The 22,187-nt window shown below is 32.7% G+C and carries 19 protein-coding genes and 1 pseudogene; 9 read left to right on the top strand and 11 right to left on the bottom strand.

Annotated features, from left to right (window positions below):
• Nucleotides 1-56: 56 nt before the first annotated feature.
• On the bottom strand, nt 57-1,505 hold the full coding sequence (locus ACJJVJ_RS01450) for an L-serine ammonia-lyase (RefSeq protein WP_405368454.1): 1,449 nt from the start codon (nt 1,503-1,505) through the stop codon (nt 57-59).
• A 338-nt stretch (nt 1,506-1,843) separates the two neighbouring features.
• Between ACJJVJ_RS01450 and dnaK the strand changes: the two genes are divergently transcribed.
• A complete protein-coding gene (gene dnaK, locus ACJJVJ_RS01445; RefSeq protein ID WP_104514813.1) occupies nt 1,844-3,733 on the top strand; it encodes a molecular chaperone DnaK in 1,890 nt (629 codons plus the stop codon).
• Between the two features lie 299 nt (nt 3,734-4,032).
• Here dnaK and ACJJVJ_RS01440 read toward each other — a convergent pair whose 3' ends face one another.
• The 3 genes from ACJJVJ_RS01440 to ACJJVJ_RS01430 all read right to left on the bottom strand — a co-directional run bounded on the left by ACJJVJ_RS01440 (nt 4,033) and on the right by ACJJVJ_RS01430 (nt 6,944).
• On the bottom strand, nt 4,033-4,194 hold the full coding sequence (locus ACJJVJ_RS01440; RefSeq protein WP_405368452.1) for a hypothetical protein: 162 nt from the start codon (nt 4,192-4,194) through the stop codon (nt 4,033-4,035).
• Between the two features lie 843 nt (nt 4,195-5,037).
• Nucleotides 5,038-6,015: a polysaccharide lyase family 7 protein gene (locus tag ACJJVJ_RS01435; protein ID WP_405368450.1), complete on the bottom strand. Its 978-nt coding sequence runs from the start codon at nt 6,013-6,015 to the stop codon at nt 5,038-5,040.
• A gap of 89 nt (nt 6,016-6,104) precedes the next feature.
• Nucleotides 6,105-6,944, bottom strand: a complete 840-nt coding sequence (locus ACJJVJ_RS01430; RefSeq protein WP_104514810.1) for an oxidoreductase — start codon at nt 6,942-6,944, stop codon at nt 6,105-6,107.
• Nucleotides 6,945-7,267: 323 nt separating this feature from the next.
• Between ACJJVJ_RS01430 and ACJJVJ_RS01425 the strand changes: the two genes are divergently transcribed.
• Nucleotides 7,268-7,876, top strand: coding sequence for a hypothetical protein (locus tag ACJJVJ_RS01425; protein WP_405368448.1), 609 nt, complete (start codon nt 7,268-7,270; stop codon nt 7,874-7,876).
• Nucleotides 7,877-8,013: 137 nt separating this feature from the next.
• Here ACJJVJ_RS01425 and ACJJVJ_RS01420 read toward each other — a convergent pair whose 3' ends face one another.
• The 7 genes from ACJJVJ_RS01420 to ACJJVJ_RS01390 form a co-directional block, all read right to left on the bottom strand.
• The gene (locus ACJJVJ_RS01420) at nt 8,014-9,504 is read right to left on the bottom strand and encodes a M48 family metalloprotease (RefSeq protein ID WP_405368446.1); all 1,491 of its coding nucleotides are present in this window, start codon (nt 9,502-9,504) and stop codon (nt 8,014-8,016) included.
• A 4-nt stretch (nt 9,505-9,508) separates the two neighbouring features.
• The gene (locus ACJJVJ_RS01415; RefSeq protein ID WP_405368444.1) at nt 9,509-10,681 is read right to left on the bottom strand and encodes a DUF6882 domain-containing protein; all 1,173 of its coding nucleotides are present in this window, start codon (nt 10,679-10,681) and stop codon (nt 9,509-9,511) included.
• A gap of 52 nt (nt 10,682-10,733) precedes the next feature.
• A complete protein-coding gene (locus ACJJVJ_RS01410; RefSeq protein ID WP_405368443.1) occupies nt 10,734-11,390 on the bottom strand; it encodes a hypothetical protein in 657 nt (218 codons plus the stop codon).
• A gap of 13 nt (nt 11,391-11,403) precedes the next feature.
• Nucleotides 11,404-12,375, bottom strand: coding sequence for a hypothetical protein (locus tag ACJJVJ_RS01405; RefSeq protein ID WP_405368442.1), 972 nt, complete (start codon nt 12,373-12,375; stop codon nt 11,404-11,406).
• A 41-nt stretch (nt 12,376-12,416) separates the two neighbouring features.
• Nucleotides 12,417-12,827, bottom strand: a complete 411-nt coding sequence (locus ACJJVJ_RS01400) for a hypothetical protein (RefSeq protein WP_405368440.1) — start codon at nt 12,825-12,827, stop codon at nt 12,417-12,419.
• A gap of 107 nt (nt 12,828-12,934) precedes the next feature.
• Nucleotides 12,935-13,672, bottom strand: a complete 738-nt coding sequence (locus ACJJVJ_RS01395) for a LytR/AlgR family response regulator transcription factor (protein ID WP_405368438.1) — start codon at nt 13,670-13,672, stop codon at nt 12,935-12,937.
• Complete coding sequence (locus tag ACJJVJ_RS01390; protein ID WP_405368437.1) at nt 13,669-15,522, bottom strand: tetratricopeptide repeat protein; 1,854 nt, start codon at nt 15,520-15,522, stop codon at nt 13,669-13,671. Before ACJJVJ_RS01390 ends, ACJJVJ_RS01395 begins: the two co-directional genes overlap by 4 nt.
• A 349-nt stretch (nt 15,523-15,871) precedes the next feature.
• Between ACJJVJ_RS01390 and ACJJVJ_RS01385 the strand changes: the two genes are divergently transcribed.
• From ACJJVJ_RS01385 to ACJJVJ_RS01355, 7 genes and pseudogenes are all read left to right on the top strand, one after another.
• Nucleotides 15,872-16,393 carry a hypothetical protein gene (locus ACJJVJ_RS01385; protein WP_405368435.1) on the top strand — a complete coding sequence of 174 codons (522 nt, stop codon included), beginning with the start codon at nt 15,872-15,874 and terminating at the stop codon, nt 16,391-16,393.
• A gap of 47 nt (nt 16,394-16,440) precedes the next feature.
• A complete protein-coding gene (locus ACJJVJ_RS01380) occupies nt 16,441-16,821 on the top strand; it encodes a DUF6122 family protein (RefSeq protein ID WP_104514808.1) in 381 nt (126 codons plus the stop codon).
• Nucleotides 16,822-17,081: 260 nt separating this feature from the next.
• Complete coding sequence (locus ACJJVJ_RS01375) at nt 17,082-17,801, top strand: 3-ketoacyl-ACP reductase (protein WP_104514806.1); 720 nt, start codon at nt 17,082-17,084, stop codon at nt 17,799-17,801.
• A 121-nt stretch (nt 17,802-17,922) separates the two neighbouring features.
• On the top strand, nt 17,923-18,459 hold the full coding sequence (locus tag ACJJVJ_RS01370) for a hypothetical protein (protein WP_405368433.1): 537 nt from the start codon (nt 17,923-17,925) through the stop codon (nt 18,457-18,459).
• A gap of 70 nt (nt 18,460-18,529) precedes the next feature.
• A complete protein-coding gene (locus tag ACJJVJ_RS01365) occupies nt 18,530-19,138 on the top strand; it encodes a hypothetical protein (protein WP_405368432.1) in 609 nt (202 codons plus the stop codon).
• Nucleotides 19,139-19,234: 96 nt separating this feature from the next.
• Nucleotides 19,235-20,134, top strand: a pseudogene (locus ACJJVJ_RS01360) (aldo/keto reductase family oxidoreductase).
• An 87-nt stretch (nt 20,135-20,221) separates the two neighbouring features.
• Complete coding sequence (locus ACJJVJ_RS01355; protein WP_405368430.1) at nt 20,222-22,057, top strand: ABC transporter ATP-binding protein; 1,836 nt, start codon at nt 20,222-20,224, stop codon at nt 22,055-22,057.
• The last annotated feature ends 130 nt before the right edge of the window (nt 22,058-22,187 follow it).

Here is a 22,187-nt window from a genome sequence, read left to right as displayed (position 1 = left end):
AACAATTTGTATAATTGCCAGCATTTTCATAAAATCTAGATAAATAAACCGCGATTTTAACAATCAGACAGTGCTACATTTACTGCAAGACCACCTTCACTAGTTTCTTTATACTTTGTATTCATGTCTAGTGCTGTTTGCCACATGGTCTCTATCACTTTGTCTAGAGGTACTTTGGCGTTTTTAGCATCGGCATCGAGAGCCATTTCACAAGCATTAATAGCTTTTATTGCTCCCATTGCGTTACGTTCTATACAAGGTATTTGTACCAGTCCACCTATAGGATCACATGTTAAACCTAAATGATGCTCCATTGCTATTTCACTCGCCATAAGAACTTGGGCTGGTGTACCACCCATAAGCTCTGTTAAAGCACCTGCAGCCATGGCACTACTTACACCTATTTCTGCCTGACAGCCACCCATTGCAGCACTTATGGTCGCTCCTTTTTTAAACAACGCTCCTATTTCTCCTGCGACTAATAAGAATTTCTTTACGTCGTTAAAATCTGCATCGTGATTTTCTATGGTCATGTAATACATGATTACAGCAGGTATAACACCGGCACTACCATTAGTAGGAGCAGTTACCACACGACCTAACGATGCATTTACTTCATTTACAGCTAGTGCAAAGCAAGAAACCCATTTTAAAATTTCTCTAAATTTAACCTCAGTATTACGTATAGCTTCTATCCATTCTTCTTTATTAGAATACGGTTTTCCTTTCTGTAATCGATCATGGGTGTCATATGCTCTTCTTCTCACATTAAGACCACCTGGTAAAACACCTTCTGTATGACAACCTGTGTACATAGAATCGAGCATCACGTCCCAAATTTCTTTAAGTCTTTGATCGATGTCTACTGGATCGTGTAGGTATTCTTCGTTTTCAAGAACTATTTGAGAAACAGATTTGTTTTCTCGCTCGCAATATGCTAGTAATTCTGTCGCCTTAGAAATAGGTCTAGGAAAACATTCAAAAAGGGCTACTTTACGAGCAGATCTTTTACGTTCTTTTTGAACAAAGAAACCGCCACCTATACTATAGTAAGTTTCAAAAACGACTTTGCCGGTATTTAAGGTAGCCTTAAATCTAAAACCGTTGGGATGATATGGTAAAAATTTACGGTGAAAATGTATTTGAGTCTTAGGATCAAAATTAATTAAGTGCACACCGTCCAGTTGCAATAATTTTTGATTTGTAATATAATCTACTATTTGTGGTATCTCATCTATGTCACAAGTTTGAGGGTCTGCATTTGTTAATCCTAAAATACAAGCTAGGTCAGTAGCATGACCCTTACCAGTAAGAGATAGAGAACCGTACAAGTCTACTTCTATTTCTTTAACTAGATGCAATCTATTTTTATCCTTCAGTTTTCCTAAAAAGTTACGTGCCGCTCTCCATGGTCCTAGCGTGTGAGAACTGGAAGGCCCTACACCTATTTTGAGCATATCAAATACACTTATAGCTTCTATTTTTACTGGGGTACTTTGTGACATTCTTTTTCCAAATTTGCTGGGTAAAAGTAAACATAATGTAGGTTATAGACACTTTAATTATTAAATAGTGATTACAACACTTTAAAATTAATAATTCATTAGTACGACTGCCATTGTAAGACAGTATTTTACTGCCATATTAAGCTCAATAAATAAGGAGAACTTTGGTTTTGTCCGCTTTCGCGAAAGCGTAACACACATAACACATTTTATAAAACATAATTTAAATCAATATGTCATATAGAAATGACATCATGTCACTACTTATGTCATGGCACAAACATTGACTTAAGGAAAGCATAATAAAAATTGAAACTAAAAATTAAAATACATTTATAATGAGTAAAATAATAGGAATAGACTTAGGTACAACTAACAGTTGTGTATCCGTAATGGAAGGAAGCGAGCCTGTAGTAATACCTAATGCAGAAGGAAAAAGAACAACTCCATCTGTAATCGCCTTTGTAGAAGGTGGTGAAATTAAAGTAGGAGATCCTGCAAAAAGACAAGCAGTAACTAACCCAACTAAAACGGTTGCATCTATCAAGCGTTTTATGGGTAACAAATTCAGTGAATCTTCTAAAGAAACTGGATATGTACCTTACTCTGTAGTAAAAGGAGACAATGATACACCACGTGTTGATATCGATGGTCGTCTTTATACTCCACAAGAATTAAGTGCAATGATTCTTCAAAAAATGAAGAAAACTGCTGAAGATTATTTAGGACAAGAAGTAACTGGAGCAGTAATTACTGTACCTGCATACTTTAACGATTCTCAACGTCAGGCAACTAAAGAAGCTGGTGAGATCGCTGGTCTTAAAGTTGAGCGTATTATTAATGAGCCTACTGCTGCGGCACTAGCTTATGGATTAGATAAAAAAGATACAGATCAAAAAATCGTAGTATTTGATTTTGGTGGTGGTACACATGATGTATCTATCCTAGAATTAGGTGACGGTGTATTTGAAGTACTTGCTACAGATGGTGATACTCACCTAGGTGGTGATGATGTTGATCAAAAAATCATTAACTGGTTAGCTGACGATTTTAACGCTGCTGAAGGTATTGATTTACGTCAGGACCCAATGGCTTTACAACGTCTTAAAGAAGCTGCAGAAAAAGCTAAAATTGAGCTTTCTTCTAGTGCGCAAACTGAGGTTAACTTACCTTATGTAACTGCTACTGCTTCAGGACCTAAGCACCTTGTAAAAACTCTTACAAAGTCTGCTTTTGAGCAATTAATTTCTGACTTAGTAAAAAGAACTATCGAGCCATGTAAAACTGCATTGAAAAACGCAGGTCTTTCTACAGGTGATATCGATGAGATTATTCTTGTAGGTGGTTCTACTCGTATTCCTGCTGTGCAAGAAGCTGTAGAGAAATTTTTCGGTAAGAAGCCATCAAAAGGAGTAAATCCTGATGAAGTTGTTGCTGTAGGTGCTGCTATCCAAGGTGGTGTATTAACTGGTGATGTAAAAGACGTTCTTTTACTTGATGTTACTCCACTTTCTTTAGGTATCGAGACTATGGGTGGTGTTATGACTAAATTAATTGAGTCTAACACAACTATCCCAACTAAAAAATCTCAGGTATTCTCTACTGCTGCAGATAATCAACCAAGTGTTGAGATTCACGTAATCCAAGGTGAGCGTGCTATGGCAAACGATAACAATACTATCGGTAGATTCCACTTATCGGATATCGCACCAGCGAGAAGAGGTACTCCACAAATTGAAGTAACCTTTGACATCGATGCAAACGGTATTATTAAAGTAAGTGCTGAAGATAAAGCAACTGGTAAGAAACAAGATATCCGTATCGAGGCTTCTTCTGGACTGTCTGAAGAAGAAATCGAGAAAATGAAGCAAGATGCTGCTGCAAATGCTGATGCTGATGCAAAAGCAAAAGAAACAGCTGACAAACTTAACGCTGCAGATCAATTGATTTTCCAAACGGAAACTCAACTTGAGGAATTTGGTGAGAAGATTCCAGCTGATAAAAAAGCTCCAATTGAAGAAGCTCTTAACGAATTAAAAGTAGCTTTTGAAACTAAAGAACTTACTGTAATTGATCCTGCTATGGAAAAATTAAACCAAGTTTGGGCTGGTGTTAGTGAAGAAATGGCTAAAGCGCAACAAGAAGGTGGACAACCTGCAGGTGACGCTGGCGCAGCTGCTGATGACACAAGTGATGTAGAAGACGTAGACTTTGAAGAAGTGAAGTAAGCAATGCTTATTTAGTTTACAGTCGCAGTGACAGTAAACGATTAATATTTAAAATCCCTAAACCGTTGGTTTAGGGATTTTTTGTTTTGGGGAGTTATATTTTTTTGATAATTAAAAATTAAACCTGTTAGAAAATAAATGTAACGCTTACGATCATTACTGCATCATGTGCCATTAGAAAGGGAAAGCTATTTAGATAACATTATTAGGTCTGAGACTTTAAATCAGAATAAAAATTACTGAAATGGGTGAATACTCCTAAATAAGACATTATTAAATGAATGATTTATATCAACTTATCATATAGTAGCGGTATCACCTACTCTCGCTTCATGAAGTGAATTATAATCTCTAAAATCCATTAAGGCATATTTAGAAAGTATAAACAAACCAAATAAATAATTACCTCGTTCAAATAAATAAAAAAATTGTGGATGAAACTCGTAGTAATGAGCGATCATAGCACAGAAATCTGCGAATACAAAAGCTATACATGCGTACAAGTAATAAGATGTTTTGTTACTGATTTTTGTAGAATTATTTAAACCACAAATAAGACATGATGTTATACCTACAAAGCCAGTAATATGTACAATGCAAAACAGGACTTGGGATTCAAATAAGTCTACTAGATTGTTTAGTAAGTAATTAAAAGAAAGACAATTAAAAGTGGCCATCGCGATATAGGCGATAATTTCATACCATAAAAACTTACTCCATTCAATATCTTTGAAAATTCTAATTACATAGATAAGGTATGTGATGATAGAGGTTAAAAGGAATAAGTAGGGCCCAAAGTTGTAATCATAAAAGAGAAAACCTACATCAGACACGCATTGTGAAATGAATATGATATAAATCCATTTGCTTTGATGACCTATTTTTACCAGGAAATAAGTTAAAACAGCTAAGGAAGACAATAGTCTAACCAATCTAAAAATAGTTATATCAAAAAATAAATTGCTTACACAGTTTATGATTATAAACAGTACCGCAAGAAACAACATTTGCTTCTTGATAGACTGCTCGGTAAACGATTTAAAAATGGACATAAATTTAAATGACTCTTAAAGGTAGATGAATTTAATGATTTACCGTACTATACAGACATTATTATTTTTACTCACAAACAGTTTAAATAGCTGGATGACATGTTATGTTTTTATAAGTTTTTATTGGCTTTGAATAATAGCTTATCCCTTTGCAACGGTAACATTTAACAATCAGTTTTAATTAAGATGCGCATAGATAATTGCAAAAACTGTTTTTATTTCTTCTAATGAATAATTAGAGGCTGTGTCTATTTAATGAGAAACCTCTAACTTGTAAAAAGTAGCCTGCTCATAGTCAGAAGAACTCAATACTTTTTTATTTGCAGAGTAGATACCTGCTTTAAAGTACAACCAGTCATTTGCAAAACCGCTTGTAGACATGTCTATTTCTTTAGAAGATATGTTTTTACCACTTTCATCAAAAAGATCTACTTTTAACAGATTACCTTTTACCTCTATTCTATAAGAAAACTCTTCGTTAAGAGCAATTCCATTACTAGGGCTACTAGAACCGTTGTATTTTCCAGCGGTACTTCCTTTTTCACTCACATAATTACCTAACATATTTTCATAAATATCTGGTCTATTACGTGGTTCGTGAGCAAAATAAATAGCTCCTTTTCTATGATCTGGCTGTTTGTGATAATATAGACGGATAGGCTCGTCATCACTGGCATGAATTTGTCCTATGATAATCCTACCCACTTGATCTGGACTACCAGAAGTTTCTGTAACTCTATTGATTTTTAAAGTAGCTTTTAAAACACCATCTACAGCGCCAGCTATTTCTTGATTTTCTATGGTAGAAGAACTAAAAACCCAATTATTACTATTAATACCTTTGGTATCGATACTAGAATTTTTTCCACGCAACATCTCGCGTAATTCCACTCTAGAATAAGTAGAATTTACCGTTGTCCCTGCTCCTTTAGGATAATTTTTAAAGACCATACCACCATCTTTAGAGTCTGTATAGAATTGATTATCTAATGTAAATCCATTATTAATTTCTTCTACGCTTTTCTCTTCTCCTGATGATAAAGTAATTTTCCAATGAGATAAATCAAAGTTTTCTGAAGGAGTGAGATTTGGATTTAAATTGTAAGATGCTGTTGTGCTTTCATTATTGTTCACTGAACTTTTTCCAGTAGAACATCCATAAATCAATGCCGCACAAAAGCTAATAGATATACAGTTGATTATATTTTTTCTATTAAAAAGAGACATCATAAAAGAAGAATTAATTAAAATATTACAATTGTAAACAAAAAAACCGCCTAAGAGGCGGTTTTTATATGATATAAATGAATTACATAAACTTATTCAAAATCACATGGCTTACCTAAATCTTCAAATTTAGCTAGCTCTTCGATTAATCCATTGTTTACTTTTCCAAAAACTTCATAAGCTATTTTACCTAATGGTAAATGCACTGGAGCTTCTTCTAGTTGTGCTAGTTTATAGATCGCGTTTGCAGCTTTTGCAGGATCACCAGGCTGGTTACCGCTTAATTCTTGTAAACTTCTGATACGCTCACCTACTGTGCTTTCGTAATCTTCGATTTTTGTATTATCATAAGCTGCAGAACTTCCTGCCCACTCTGTTCTAAATGGACCTGGCTCTACGTTTGTTACTTTGATGTTGAGTGGCTTTAATTCTGCTGCAAGCGCCTCTCCTATTCCTTCTAGTGCAAATTTAGAACCGTTGTAGATACCTAAACCTTGAGAACCTATACGTCCTGCAATAGAAGTAACGTTAATAATATGACCAGAACGTTGTTTACGCATAGCCGGTAATATTTCTCTAATAGTAGTTAATACACCAAAAACGTTAACCTCAAATTGTCTTCTTACTTCTTCGTCAGAAATTTCTTCGATACTACCCATAATACCATAACCAGCATTATTTACAACAACATCGATCTTACCAAATTTATCAAGTATAGTTTTAACACCGTCCACGATCATTTGTGTAGAAGCTACATCTACAAGTACACCAAAAGAGTTACCTGGGTTTTCATTATTAAAAGCTTCAACTTGTTCTTGCTTTCTAAAAGTCCCTACTACTATTTGTCCTTGTGATAATACTTCTTTAGCTAATTGTTTACCTAACCCTGATGATACACCAGTAATAAACCATACTTTTTTCTCTGTACTCATAAATTTATTTTAATGAAATAATGAAAACTATACATTCTCTATCTGCAAATTTACTAAAACATAATCTGAAAATCTGGTTGTTCGTACCCTTTTAAAGTTTACATAACCTTTAAAATAGATGGTTTAAATTATTTGTCCCTTTTTTGAATTATAATACACTTTGAAAACCTTCCCATTATCCACAATAGAAAAGAAATCTATCTATTTCACTAGCTTTATGTATACCATAAACTTGTCATAAAAATTAAAATACGCAGCTTAAAATTTATTGATTAGAGATTCAAAACCTTAATTTTATATTTCAAAATTTGACAAAATATTACATGAAAAATCAATTTGCAATCCTAGTATTATTTCTTGCTTGTTCCTATTCCATAAATGCGCAGACAGCAACACCAAAAGAAAAAGCAGAGGTTTATCACAAGGCAAATCAATCAAAATATAAATACATAAACAACTGGTACTGGCTATTCGGCACAGAGGATGACTCTTATAAAACAAATCGTAATAATACAGTAGCTTGGGAATTAGAAGATGGTGGATGGTACACTGGTATTGGAAAAAATGATACTTATACAGGTTATGGAGTACAGTACAAATTAAAGAGTAACAGTTACATTTTCAGTAATTGGAAAGATACAAAACCTAATGGTCTGACGCTTTTTCAAGATCCTGGATATAGTTTTATAGGAACGTATAAGGATGATGCAAAAAACGGTTTTGGGATTACTAAATGGTCCAATTATAAATCATTTAGTAACGAAAATTATAAAGATGTCATCAAATATGTAGGAGAATATAAAGATGGTATATGGAGTGGCTACGGAGTGATTTATTTTGTAGATGGCACGTATAAATCAGGGATTTTCATAGACAGTATTTTAACTAAAGAATTACCTAAAATTGTAGTTTTGGAAGCACTGGGATTTTAAAGAATCTAGAAACTGTATTAAATTAGAACGATAAAAAGGTAGCAATACTTAAATTGCTACCTTCTCCTTCTTAAAGGTTCCCTATAACCTTAAATAAACTCCGCTTTCGCGAAAGCGGAATTATACCAACTATTAATCTAATCTATTCCTTGTGCATCACTGATAACACGATCTATAAAGTCAGTATTGATATGTAATAGTCTCGCTAGATTGTATAAGACGACTACCTCGCTTTCATCTATATGTCCGTCTGCATATGAGATAATAGACAAATCGCGTAGAATATTTAATTTTTGCATTACAGAGAGTACGATATGTAATTCACGAGTGAGTTGTTGTACCTCGCTTATCATCTCATCTTCTGTAAGTCCTTTGATGGTCATCATACAGTTTGCAAATATTTTAGGAGCCACAATACTGCTTAGAGCCTGTATTTCTGAATCGTCCACAACTCCGTCTGCATTTGAAATAAGGTAACCACCTAAAAACATTAATCGCTGTATCTTTTCAGAATGTTCTGATTGATCTTCAAGATTTTCTGGTTCCATTAAAGACATGATGCGTTTAATCTCTAACTCCATGGCCTCTTCTGTAATTTCACCTTTTATAGAATCATTAAAAACGGCGTAAGTTTCACTTTTGTTAAATAACTCTAACGCTTTAATTCTTAATGGACTGAATGGATGGCTGCTATACCAGTCTGATGGATCATGGTTAGAATCATTTAAAACTTCTTCTAGATCTACAAATTGCTCGATATAAGCATTTAGTTGAAAGTCTAATGAGTCTGTAGTTACACCAGATGATAATTTAAAGAAAGTACGTCCTACGGCTTCAAAATCCTGACAACATAATAACCCTGCTCTATCTGCGCTTATCTCTGCATTTCTATTCCAAGCGTATAATTTCATAGCGTGAATAGGTGCAAGATCATTCTCTCCATGATCAAGAATCTGTCTTACTGGGTAATCAAAATGTTCAAAAAGTACGTGACCTATTTCATGTCCTACAACAAAGGTTAATTCTTCTTTTGAAAAACGTTCTAGTATTCCAGAAGATAAAATAATGTATAGTTTATTATCGTCTGGAGGATAACAAGAGGCGTTAAAAATATCGCTTTGGTATACAAAGAATTCAATGTCTGCTTTTAGTTTAAGCGTTTTTTTACAATGCTCTCCTATGTCATGTAACATAGGTGCAAGAGTTTTAGTAAGTCTTAAACTAGATTTTAATAAATGTTTTCTAGACTTAAATTTACTACCTTCATTTACTTTTTCTAGAGTTTTCTGTATTAACTCATCTTCTTTAAAAGCAATAACGTAATCTCTATCTCCATCATAAACTAATAGATTTAGATCCACATCTGCTCTTTTATTAGTATATATTTCTGGCTCTTTATCTACTATTGCTTTAAGATTTAAAGCATTTATTTCTTCTATGCGCTTAGCATATTCTGCAGCGAGCTCTGTGGTTAGATTTTGAAAATCTATACTTGCTTCTTGTAATTTTGCATGATTACCAGATGCTTGTGCATCGCTCAATTCACTTAACATCTTTTCTTGTGCATTTGTTAATGCTAGTTGATGTTCTTTTTCTAATTCTGTGAGTGTTTCTGAAGTGTACGACATAATCCTAGGCTTGAACTGTTATTTTAGAATTAGTGATTTTCATTAATCTACCCTTAAGGTCAAAGATTCCAAGAATTTGATCTTCTCCCTTTTTTGCAATAATGTTATTACCTGGTAGATCGATCTCATAACCTTTATTCTTAAGGTAGAAATACAAGCTATATTTATGAGGGAAATTATAATTTGCTGCGACATAAGAGAAGTGAGAACATAATAAAGCTGGCTCTGTTCTTACTTTACTTTCTACTTCTTCAGAAGTTATCGTTACATAGACGGTTAACCCTTTAAAATCTAAAGGCAGATAACAGCTCTCCTTAGCCATTACAGATGCAATAGTTGCAAAGTAAACACCTGGATCTGTTTCTGCTTGCATTTTAGGAGCTATTAAATCATCTATTTTATAGATCTCTCCTAGTGCTTTTACTGCTTGTGATGTCTGTAAAAACTTTTCTGGGATACCACTTTGATTATTTGCCCAAGCCCATAACCAGCTTTTTTCATTTTGAGAATAAGTACCTAATACCTGGATGTCAAATACTTTATCTTCTCCAAAGGTTACTTTTCCCTCTAGCATATCACAATTCCAGTCTAGACCTGCTACTATCTCACTAAAAATCTCTTGCTTTTCATGAGATAAAACATTGGATTGATTATACAGTTCTTGAATAGTTACTGTTTTTTCTTGATTTTCTGATTCTTGTGATCCTTCATTTGTTGCAGTAGCTGTAGAATCAGTAGTATTCTCTGCAGGAGATTCTGCAAATTCCTCTAATTTATCTTCTAGTAAAGAAGTAATGCGTGCTGTTCTTTCCTCAACTCTATCTGCATTTACTACCGGACTGTGGTTAATTTTTAAAACACCATCTTCAAATGTAATGGCACGATCTGAATTGTGTTCATCATTTTCATTTATGATTATTACATTTTTTAAACCTGATTTTAATAACTCAACGCCCATAGAATCGCTACCTATTACTTTGAAAGCTTCTATTAGTGGTATAAAGTATACTTTTGGAAAGGTCTCATTATATAAATGTGAGAATCTATCTTCCATGAGTGTATTCCAAGAAATTTCTAGTGGTACAGTGTAGCCTGCAGCTCTATTAATTTCTGTCTCTAATCCTGGAAAAACATCATTTTGAAATGCTTGAATTATTCTTTTTTCTTTAAGTCCCATAATATTTTATTTTTAGAATTAATTTTTTGAGTTTTTGATTTTCAATTATCCTTTATAATAATTGAAGTAATTTTTCTTCTAATATTTTAGAAAGGTTTGCAGGAAGGGCTTTATGTATAGCTACTGAGATAGTTAATACTCCTGTCTGTAATTGAAGCTGTAAGGTTTCTGCTTCTTCTAATACAATTGTTTCTACACCTGACCAGGCATCTTTACCTAGTGCGTCTGCTGTTATTAAATCAATAGCTGGTACTAATGCTTCAAAGAAGTCTTTAACATTTAATCTATTGTTTAATTTATCCAACGAGAGGCGATCTACATTAAAATTTTGAATTTGTTCACCCAATAAATGTTTCTCATTTCTCAACCAGATTTTAAGTTGTAAAACGGTAAGATTTTTATCTGTTGAGGAGAATGGCCTGCTTATCTTTCCTTTAGATAATTCCACCACCATTTTCTTAGGTTGCTTTATAGTTACTAAAGCAATGTTATATAGATTAAAAAAAGAAATCTCTTCACCTCTAGTAATCATACAAACCGATTTGTTTTGATTGCTATCAGTCGTTATATCTAGAACAGTACCCTCTATATAAGCACCGTTAGTTAATGAAACGCCAATAAGAATATCTTCTTCTTTTTTAAAAATAGCATGCAGAATTTCTTCTGTAGTCTGGGCAACAAATGCCTTATAATAATTTGAATTATCCATGTTTAAAAAATTGTTATGAGTGCTCTATTAAAAAGGTAAAATCTTCTGGTAATTGATCTAGGAAATAGGAATTCATATGTTCCCTATCTATTGTGTTATAATCTGTATAGGTTAAACTTTCCATTACTAGATTAGGATAATGCATATGTATTTGATACCTACCTACTCCTTCCGTTAAATGACTCTTTTCATTTTTGTTCTTGAGAGGTACGTGCTTTTCAAAAGAAATAATTAATGACTTGAGGTTTTTTTGATCTACCCATATAGCCTTTAAATAAATGGAAGAACTGGCAGTGGCAAATTCCTCTTGTATGAGATTATCAATCCTTTGAGCCTTTTCAGACCCATAGTTATTAATTACTACAGCATCAGGATAATATTTGTATGAATCATTAGTATCATCATAGGTATTAGGTTTTACAATAAGTTCGTAAAAACCTTTGACCTCTGTAATTAATTTAAAATCTACGTGAGCTTCACTAGTCCAGGTATCAGGATAGTTATCAAGAACGCTACATATTTTTGTAGAGAAATATTTTAAATCCTCAAGTGTTGGATCGCTTGCAGTTGTTATACTTATCGTATGATTAAAGACACTTACATCCATATATAAGACATCTTTATCGAGAACTTCATGCAACTTTCTTCTCAATACGATCGCCTGCAGTTGATAGTCTGTTAAAGCCGTAATGCTATTTTGTTTATTTGAATAATTAGGTACATACAATTCTTTATTTTTTGCATCCCATTCAAAATTGATAACGATTTCAGGGTTCTCTTTAAGAGCTAATTCTACCCAATATATATTGGGATTCATATTAGCCGTATTAAAATGACTTTTGAAAGTTATAATTTCATATTTGTTGTTATGATGCGTGTTTAAAAATGCTACAAAACCTTTTCTAGCATTTACGTTAGAAACACCACAACTAACAAATAATAAAAGAATCACAAACAGAATGACAAAAACAAAGAATCTGTACATAATACTACCTATTAAGTTTTACACTAAATTTTAATGGGTATCTATAAATTATTCTCTAATAAATCTGTTAAGACATTTGTCCTATCTTCTACATCCTTAGCATTAAGAATAGGACTGTGATCCATCGTTAAAACACCATCCGTAAATGAATATGCATTTGCAGGATTGTGGTGATCTTTGGTATTTGTGATATGTATTTCCTTTAGACTATCTGCTAGAGCCTCTTTACCCATCTCATCACTGCAAATAGACTTGAAAGCCTCAATTATAGGTAAGAAATAAATTTGAGGATAAGATTCATTATAAAGGTGTAGAAAACGATCTTCAAATAAAGTAGACCACTCTATATTGAATACTATATCAAAACCAGCTGCTTCAATTATTTGAGCTTTTAAAGCAGGAAATTGTTCTTCTTGAAATGTCTTTGTAAATCTATTTTCTTTTAATCCCATGATATTATATTTTAAGGTTATTTTTTTATTTACCTCAAAATTAAGTCGGGAATAAAGGGAAACTAGTAAGCGTTTTACAAACGCCGTTTTCTGTTTTGTATTTGCCCTTATAAGGCGGCTAGAATTTGTTTTAAATACGATTTTTTGCGTGTAGCAACAGGTATACTCTCATCATTTGTCAAACAGACCGTATTATTAGAGTTGATCGTTTTGATGTATTTCACATTTACTAAATGTGATTGATGTACACGTACAAAAGTATGCTCACTAAGAATATTCTCGTAGTATTTAAGATTGCGAGCGCTCATTATCTTTTTATCTACGGTATGAAAAATGGTATAAGCACCATCAGACTGACATCGTACTATATCTTTGGTTTGCAAGAAATATTGTGCATCGACTGTTTTTATTAATAAGGTTTTTTCTATTTCTTTTTGATTAATTTCAGAAACTTGATCTACCGCATCCTTATAAATTTGTTCTTTCTGGTAACCTTTTCTAAATCTATCTATACATTCTGTCAATTCATCACTATCTATAGGTTTAAGTAAATAATCTATAGTATCAAATTTGATTGCTTTTATAGCAAACTCATCATATGCAGTTGTAAAAATGATTTTAAAATCAATAGTATCTAGTGCCTCTAGAATTTGAAAAGCATTACCACCTATCAATTCTATATCTAGAAATACGAGATCTGGACTTTGCTTTTTTAAAAAAGAAATAGCTTCTTTAACATTATCAATTTTTGCAATAATTTCAATGTCTTTTTGTGTGTACTTGATAAGTTTATCCAGCGTGTTTAATGCATTAAACTCATCTTCAATTATAACAGCTTTTATCATGAAAGTTTCAATTTAAAAGATACTCTAGTACCTATTGGATTCTTATCTTCATCAAATAAATCTTCTATAGTAAAGGTTTTTTCTTCACCTTTCTTTCTCATTTTTAAACGTTCTTTAAAAATAGATGTTGCGTGTAATTCTTCAGAGACCTTTTCTTGTTTTGCCTTTGCAGATCTTCCCAATCCGTTATCTGAAACGATAAATAACACTTCGTCATTATCTTGCAATATTTTAATTTCTAAGTTCCCACCGCTTTTTTTCTCTTTAAGTCCATATTCTATTGCATTTTCTACAAAAGGTTGCAATAGCATAGGCGGCACTTTAACTGCAGACTTATCTATAGTATCTGCCAATTCTATATGATAAGAAAACACATTGTTAAAACGTAATTGCTGGGTTTCAATATAATTAGAAATCATAGAAATCTCTTTTTCTAGAGTTATAGATTCCTTTCTTACATAATCAAAGTTTTGCCTTATGAGCTTAGAAAACTTTGCTATATAATTTGAAGATTTAATAGCATCGCCTTCTAAGGTAATGTTCTGAATAGCCGCAAGGGTATTAAAAATAAAATGAGGATTCATTTGTACCCTCAATAAACTCTGTTCTAATTTTGAAGACTTATTTGCTGCTCTCAATCTACCGTTGTAAACAAAAACCGCTGTCACCACTGCTAGAGATACAAATAATAAAATCATACTTATGGTAAGCAATCGATTTGTAGAATTAATCTCTCTTTGATGGTTAATTTCTGTTTCTTTTTGCTTCACTTCGTATTTAACATTGGCAAAATCTAAAAGATTTTCTTGTTCCATACGACTTAAATCTAGTTGCAAGCTATCTCTAACTATCTGATTATTTAATGCTTTGGCATAGTCCCCATAAAATAAAGAAACAGCAACCAGCTTATCCCTTACTCTTATCTCTTCATTAATATTTTTATTAGACTTATAGATGTCTAGAGCTTTATTATAATTAACCAAAGACGAGTCTATTCTAGAAGTCAATAAAAATAAATTACCCAACCCTTTGTATGGTGCTGCATTTATAGAATTGATATTTTTATTCAAAGTCACGGCACCCCTTAAAAACCTTTCAGCATCATCATATTTTCCTGCTTCTATATACGTATAACCTATATTATTAAGAACACTAACCAGTATTTTAGGATCACGCTTAGATTGACTTAACGTCATTGCTTCAGAATAGGTGGTTAAAGCCTTGTTATATTCTTTTTGCTCTACATAAATACTAGCCTTGTTATTCTTTATTGCTATAATAGATAATGTATCTGCTTGTTGAGAATATAAACTGTCCGTTTTTTCTATATATGATAACGCTTTATCATAATCTTTTAACTCATAATGAAGCTTAAAAAGCTGATTATAAGCCTTTCCCTCAGTACGTTTGTTACCGATTAACTGTGATAAACTTAATGCCTTTAATGCATATACCTGTGATGCCTCTAGATCACCCATATGTAAAGATGCGCCACTAAGTGTGATTAAACAGCGACCTTCATTATACTTATCATTTAAAGCTGTAAATAGCTCATAGCTTTTAAGTTGGGTATTAAAAGCATCTTCATATTTAAAATCTAAATACTGTGCCTCTCCTTTATTAAAAAGCAACATGGCATTTTCTAGCGTACTTAAATCATCTGTATTATTAAGTAAGCTATCTAATTCTATTATAGACTCATCTGTATTTGATTGTAGGGTACTATCTAACTTTACTAAATAATTTTCTATTTCAGGTCGTATAGTGTCCTGTTTTGAACATGCAGTAAATATTAGGAATAATAAAATAGCAATACTCAATTGCCAGTTGTTCTTGTTTCTTAAAATCATAGAATCAATACTCACTATCGGTTAATAAAGCTAAAGTAAGACACGACTCATATTTATAGTATGAGTTTAGTATTATTTTGTGTTATTATGTTTAAATATTTTTAAATTAAATGACTAAAAGTATAAACAGAAAATATTGATTTTAAAGCTATTATTCACGACTTCGTTTTAAATAAGTATACTAATACTAATGAGTTACTTTAAATAATCATCCATAAGCTATCACTAACTACACTAGTTTTATTAAAATTTGAAAATCTACTACCTATTCAAAAAACGATATTATACCCATTTAAAATGATAGTATGTATATCTTTGAAACTGTAATAGATTATTCTAAGCATAGCACATGAACAAATTAACAGCCACACTACTCCTTTTTCTTTTTTTTCAATTAAGCATTGCTCAAAATGAGACCATTACTGCGATGAAAGCGCAAATGGAAGAAATGACAAAACAAATTGCCAAAAAAGATGCTTTTACATATACCATCTTTAAAGAACATATGGTAGCCATAGAACTATTAAGAAAAGCTGCCGATGCTCCAGAGTTGCGCATGTCAGATAAAAATAAGGCCATAGTAAAATCACTAAAAAGAGAAGGGTACAACAAATTACTTAAAGAAGATTATGACGCTATAATCACTAGCGCAAAATCATATAACATCAATTGGAAAAAAGTTAAATACGTAGAGTTACTGTATAAATCAAAAACTGTTTTTAAACTAGGCCAGCCAGGTTTTGAGGGATTATTAGTATTAGAAGATAAGACTCAAAAAGACATCCTTTTCACCCTAAGAGTAGATTTTATCATGCTAGGTACAGATCCATACGTTCTAGAAATGGACGATCTTAAGAAAGAATTAAAATAAATAATTATAACTAAGTACTACCTTAAGTTATCCATACATCTATCTTAATGCAAACCTTTGTCCATTACTTTTTACACATCTTCTTTCCACTAGCCATAGCTATTGTGTTTTTTAAAAAAGAATGGAAAAAAACCTATATAATTCTACTAGCCACTATGTTAGTAGATCTAGACCATTTGCTAGCCTCACCAGTATTTGAAGCCCACAGATGCAGTATTAACTACCATCCACTACACTCCTATTATGCCATTTTAATTTACATAGGCTTACTTTTTTTCAAGAAACCATTTAAAATCATAGGTATAGGATTATTATTTCACATGGTGACAGATTTAATAGATTGCCTTTTCATGTATAACCATTGTGCAGACTGTATGGCAGCATCACCAGCAATAGAGCTTTTAAAAGGCATCTCTAGCTGGTTATAAATTATTTTCTATTGTCTGTTCCGCTTTCGCGAAAGCGGAATTTAAATCTAACAGCCTGACTAAAATCTTTGCCCTAGAGGTAGCATAAATATTTCACCTAAATTTTACAAATCATTAGCGTAAAAAAGGGCAAAAGATTCATTCAAAATCTATAATTTAGCTACTTGAAGTTATACGATTTAGAGATATGTAAGGAATGATTTACAAATTCTATTTAGTCTAGCTATCACCACATAAACACATATTCAAAAACTAAATAAATGCAAGATTTAAAAGGTAAAAAAGCAATCATAACAGGTGGAAGCCGTGGTCTAGGAAAAGCTACAGCACTAGCGTTTGCACAAGAAGGTGTAGATGTTGCGATCACTGGTAGAAATGAAGAGGCTTTAAAGGCAACTGTTGCCGAGATTGAAAAATTAGGAGTAAAAGCGACATATGCCGTTTTTGATGTGAGCAATTATGAAGAGGTTAAAACGAGTGTAAAAACACTAGTTGATACTCTAGGTTCTATAGATATATTAGTAAATAATGCTGGTATAGCGGCATTTGGTACATTAAACGATATGCCTGTAGATCAATGGACACAAATTATGCAAACTAACGTGATGGGAATGTATTACGTTACTAAAGAAGTACTACCTTATTTAATCGATCAAAATGAAGGAGAAATTATCAATGTATCTTCTACTGCAGGGTTAAATGGTAATGCAACTACGTCTGCATATTCTGCATCAAAGTTTGCTGTAATCGGTATGTCAGAATCATTAATGAAAGAAGTACGTAAAAACAACATTAGAGTTTGTACGTTAACACCTAGTACTATCGCGTCTGACATGTCTATAGATTTAGGAATCGCTACTAAAGATTCTGAGGACAGTGTTTTACAACCAGAGGACTTTGCAGAGTTAATTATCGCAGGATTAAAACTACCTAGAAGAGCCATGCTTAAAAGTGCAGCACTATGGTCTACAAATCCATAATTTTAATATAGAAATAGCCAGTTAGATTTACATTATGTTGTAATTTAACTGGCTTTATTAATTATATGCATTTGGATTTACTTCTTAATTACTTCAGGCTTAAATAAACCTATCTATATCTATGGAACTAACCAGACATTGCGATCTATGCGAGCATAAACAAAGTGATTTTAAACTAGGCTTAGTATGTGGTCTTACCTCTCGCAAGCCTGCTTTTAATAAAACATGCTCTCAAATTCTACTTAGAGATAATTTTGAAGAAAAACTGAAGCAAATAAATCTAGAATACGATCAATTAAAAAGAAAACGTTTACTCACTTATTCTTATACAGTTGTTTTCATATTCATAGGTTTAATAGTCATGTTCGTTGCATATTATTTTGGTACTTATATTTATAATATTTCTAATAGAACATCTATAAGGTTATACACTTATCCTTTAATAATATTTTCTGTAAGCTTAGCTCCTCTGGGTATTGCAGTATCGACTTTAATTAATTATTTACAGCATATAAAAGTGGCAAAAAGTAAAAAAGAAGATCTAGATAAGGTATTAGCACTATACAACATCAAGTATGCGATAGATATGGATTACCAAAAAGAATTTCACGGTACACAAGAAGTTTACATAGATCTTAAAGTAAAAGGAGTACGATAATCTTACTTAAATTGTAATTTCTTCGCTTATTATAATAACTTTAAATAGTTAATTGACTTAAATAAAAAAAATGAGTGAAAGACTTAATTTTGGAATTTTTAATGATTTTTGGAATGGACATCCTAATCATTTACCTTTTTTGAATTTATATGAAATCCCTAATCCACCTAAAGAATGGAATCTTAACAAGAGTATTGATATACTAGATTGTATAGTATCTGAAAATTCAGGTAAAGAAGTTGTAGATGGAATCAAATTATTGCTAAAAAGTCAAGATTGGAGACCACATCTTGTAGCTTCATTAGCAACACTTAAAATTGATAAAAAACATCAGCACGACGTGATAAAGGATTTATGGAATCGTCTTAAATCTGGTTCTTGGGTGAGTCCTCAAATACTAGTTATTCTTTCCATCATCGATTCTGAATTTGACATTCAAGCGAATGAAATATCTAAAAAAGGTTTTAAGATTACTTATTCTGAAATGCCTATGCACGAACATCATTCTTCTAGAGGACCTGTTGGTATAACTGTTGATAATAAAAAAGTTATTGCTTCAATTGAATATCTTCTAAACGGAGTCATTACAGATTCTATAGAAAATGATAACGGCGGCTCAATTTCAAAAGATTGGAAAGAAAATTTACTGAAATTAATAGAGAATAAGAAGTTTACATAGATCTTAAAATAAAAGGAGTACGATAGTCTTACTTAAATTGTAATTTCTCAAAATTGAACTACATCATATATAACCATAACTTTGAAATAAAATCACATGAAAGCATCCTTAAATAGCGATTTAGAAATATCAAGAATAGTTTTAGGGATATGGAGACTTCTAGATTGGAATAAAAGCGATCAAGAATTACTGTCTTTTCTTAAAGAATCTATAGAAACAGGAGTCACCACATTTGATCATGCAGATGTTTATGGAAATTATGAATGTGAGGCTGCCTTTGGTAAAGCATTACGGCTAGAACCATCAATGCGTGATAGTATGCAGTTGATTACTAAATGTGGGATCAAATTAACATCTGATAAGTTTCCAGATCGTGAGGTAAAATATTATGATTATAGCGCTAGTTACATCATCTCTCAGGTAGAACAATCTCTTAAAAATCTAAATACAGACTACATAGATGTGCTTTTATTACATAGACCATCACCATTTTTTAATCCAGAAGAAGTCGCAAGAGCTTTTGACCATTTAACATCTAGTGGTAAGGTTTTACATTATGGAGTTTCTAATTTCTTGCCCCAACAACTAGAATCATTATAGGCCTACACGACTGCTCCTCTAGTAACTAACCAGATAGAAATATCGCCCTATTGTCTAGAGCATTTTGAAAATCAAAATCTCGATTATCTTATCTCTAAAAAGATAAAACCTATGTCCTGGTCACCACTTGCCGGTGGTGAATTACTATTTCCGAAGACAGAAAAAGGAACTCGTGTTCTTAACGCTATTAAAAAAGTAGCTAAAGAATTAGATGAGGCTAATCTAGATAAAGTCATCTATCAGTGGTTATTAAAACATCCTTCTAACATAATTCCTGTTATAGGAACTGGTAAAATCGAGCGTATTAAAACAGCTGTAAGTTCATTAGATATGGAGATGACTTTAGAGCAATGGTTCCAGATTTATATAGCTGCTTTAGGAAAAGAATTACCATAATAAACGGTTAATAATTCCGCTTTCGCGAAAGCGAGAACACCACAAAACAAATCCTTGTAACGTACCTTTGTGTTCTAAAACTACATCGTGGCGAGAAGAGCACCTGTATCCATAAAAGAACAAAGTAAAAAAGGAAAAACATTCTCCTTCAGTGCATTGAAGACACTACCTAGATTTTTTAAAGAAATCTGGAGAGTGAGTCCTAAACTGTTTATAACCAACTTTACCGCTAGATTACTCACCGCAATTAGTCCGGTAGTGCTATTATGGGTAGGTAAATTGATTATAGACGAGGTTATTTTACAAATATCCTTAGAAGATCAAAATCTAGACTTGCTCTGGAAATATGTGATTATAGAGCTAGTAGTTGCCATAGCAGCAGACTTGCTCAATAGATTAATTAACTTAACCGATGGATTAATAGGTGATTTATATTCTAACGCTTCGTCAGAAAAAATTATAAGAAAAACTAACGAGCTGACTCTAGAACAGTTAGAAGATCCAGATTTTTATGACAAGTTAGAACGTGCAAGACAGCAAACTAGCGGTCGTGTAGGTTTAATGAGTGCTTCTTTGAGTCAGGTACAAAGTATTATCTCTATAACATCCTTAATTGCTGGTTTGATTTACTTTGAGCCGTTATTGATTATCTTATTGGTCCTAAGTATTATACCTTCATTTATTAATGAGGCAAAATACAGCTCGCATAGATACTCTGTAGCACGCAGTTGGACTGCCGAGCGTCGTGAACTGGATTACTTACGTTTTATAGGAGCTAATAATCAAACAGCAAAAGAGGTAAAACTCTTTGGGCTTACCGATTATATCGCAGCTAGGTTTAATAGATTATCTGGTGATTATTATGAGATCAATAAAAAGCTATCCATTAAGCAAAGTATCTATGGATCACTGTTTAATATTATAGGTATTCTATCTTATTATGGAGCTTATATATTCATCATTTTTAAAGTAATCACAGGAGTACTAAGTATTGGAGAACTTACCTTCTTATCTGGATCTTTTAACAGATTGCGTAATAATTTACAAGGTTTCTTCTCTCGTTTTACTGCTATATCAGAGAGTTCGCTTTATTTGAGAGACTACTTTGACTTTCTAGATATAGAAATCACTGACGAGGCAACTAGCTACACTCCTATTCCAGAGGTCATTAAAGAAGGGTTTGAGATTAGAAATGTACATTTTGGTTATGCTGGTAGTGATATAGAAGTTCTTAAAGGAATAAGTTTTAAGATTAAAGTAGGTGAAAAAATAGCCTTTGTAGGTCAGAATGGTGCCGGTAAAACAACACTTATTAAATTGATATTGAGGTTTTACGAGCCTACCCAAGGAGAGATTTTATTAGATGGAATTAATATTTCTAAGTTTAATAAACAAGAGTTTAGAAAACGCTTTGGTGTCATTTTTCAAGACTTCTTTAAATATGAATTCAGTTTGCGTGAGAATATCGCCGTAGGTAATATCGACGAGTTAAATAACGATGTTATGATTACTGACGCCGCACAGCGCAGTCTTGCAAACCAGGTAGTGGCAGTTATGAAGGGTGGAATTGATCAACAGCTAGGACGTAGATTTGCCAAAGGACAAGAACTAAGCGGCGGACAATGGCAAAAAGTAGCACTAGCCCGTGCCTATATGAAAGATGCAGATGTTATCGTACTCGACGAGCCTACTAGCGCACTAGACGCACAAGCTGAATACGACGTTTTTGAACGCTTTATAGGACTTACTAAAGGAAAGACCAGTATCATTATATCTCACCGTTTTTCTACCGTTAGAATGGCAGATAGAATACTAGTTCTAGAAGATGGTGTGGTTGCAGAAATAGGTACCCATGAAGAACTGATGGCACAACCCCATTTATATGAAAAACTGTTTAATTTACAAGCCGCAGGATATCAGTAGAAGAGTTATGAGTTATGAGAAAATTAGGAATGATTGTGCTTATTTCGATTAATTTTGAATGAAGATTAATAAATGAAAACATATTTGGGATATGTGAGTTGATATGGACATAATTCTAAAAACTTCAAAT

The sequence above is a fragment of the Nonlabens sp. Asnod2-A12 genome (assembly GCF_045063745.1).
GTDB lineage: Bacteria > Bacteroidota > Bacteroidia > Flavobacteriales > Flavobacteriaceae > Nonlabens > Nonlabens xylanidelens.
Note: the sequence above shows the minus strand (reverse complement) of the source record. Positions and strands in the feature narration are given on the sequence as shown.

Bases quoted from the DNA above. Each gene is read 5' to 3' on its own strand.
- ACJJVJ_RS01410 (WP_405368443.1), bottom strand. From the start codon at position 11,390: ATGGATAATTCAAATTATTATAAGGCATTTGTTGCCCAGACTACAGAA.
- ACJJVJ_RS01435 (WP_405368450.1), bottom strand. From the start codon at position 6,015: ATGATGTCTCTTTTTAATAGAAAAAATATAATCAACTGTATATCTATT.
- ACJJVJ_RS01370 (WP_405368433.1), top strand. From the start codon at position 17,923: ATGGAACTAACCAGACATTGCGATCTATGCGAGCATAAACAAAGTGAT.
- ACJJVJ_RS01375 (WP_104514806.1), top strand. From the start codon at position 17,082: ATGCAAGATTTAAAAGGTAAAAAAGCAATCATAACAGGTGGAAGCCGT.
- ACJJVJ_RS01425 (WP_405368448.1), top strand. From the start codon at position 7,268: ATGAAAAATCAATTTGCAATCCTAGTATTATTTCTTGCTTGTTCCTAT.
- ACJJVJ_RS01450 (WP_405368454.1), bottom strand. From the start codon at position 1,505: ATGTCACAAAGTACCCCAGTAAAAATAGAAGCTATAAGTGTATTTGAT.
- ACJJVJ_RS01400 (WP_405368440.1), bottom strand. From the start codon at position 12,827: ATGGGATTAAAAGAAAATAGATTTACAAAGACATTTCAAGAAGAACAA.
- ACJJVJ_RS01430 (WP_104514810.1), bottom strand. From the start codon at position 6,944: ATGAGTACAGAGAAAAAAGTATGGTTTATTACTGGTGTATCATCAGGG.
- ACJJVJ_RS01380 (WP_104514808.1), top strand. From the start codon at position 16,441: ATGCAAACCTTTGTCCATTACTTTTTACACATCTTCTTTCCACTAGCC.
- ACJJVJ_RS01385 (WP_405368435.1), top strand. From the start codon at position 15,872: ATGAACAAATTAACAGCCACACTACTCCTTTTTCTTTTTTTTCAATTA.
- ACJJVJ_RS01415 (WP_405368444.1), bottom strand. From the start codon at position 10,681: ATGGGACTTAAAGAAAAAAGAATAATTCAAGCATTTCAAAATGATGTT.
- ACJJVJ_RS01420 (WP_405368446.1), bottom strand. From the start codon at position 9,504: ATGTCGTACACTTCAGAAACACTCACAGAATTAGAAAAAGAACATCAA.
- ACJJVJ_RS01440 (WP_405368452.1), bottom strand. From the start codon at position 4,194: ATGATCGCTCATTACTACGAGTTTCATCCACAATTTTTTTATTTATTT.
- ACJJVJ_RS01405 (WP_405368442.1), bottom strand. From the start codon at position 12,375: ATGTACAGATTCTTTGTTTTTGTCATTCTGTTTGTGATTCTTTTATTA.
- ACJJVJ_RS01390 (WP_405368437.1), bottom strand. From the start codon at position 15,522: ATGATTTTAAGAAACAAGAACAACTGGCAATTGAGTATTGCTATTTTA.
- ACJJVJ_RS01395 (WP_405368438.1), bottom strand. From the start codon at position 13,672: ATGATAAAAGCTGTTATAATTGAAGATGAGTTTAATGCATTAAACACG.
- dnaK (WP_104514813.1), top strand. From the start codon at position 1,844: ATGAGTAAAATAATAGGAATAGACTTAGGTACAACTAACAGTTGTGTA.
- ACJJVJ_RS01365 (WP_405368432.1), top strand. From the start codon at position 18,530: ATGAGTGAAAGACTTAATTTTGGAATTTTTAATGATTTTTGGAATGGA.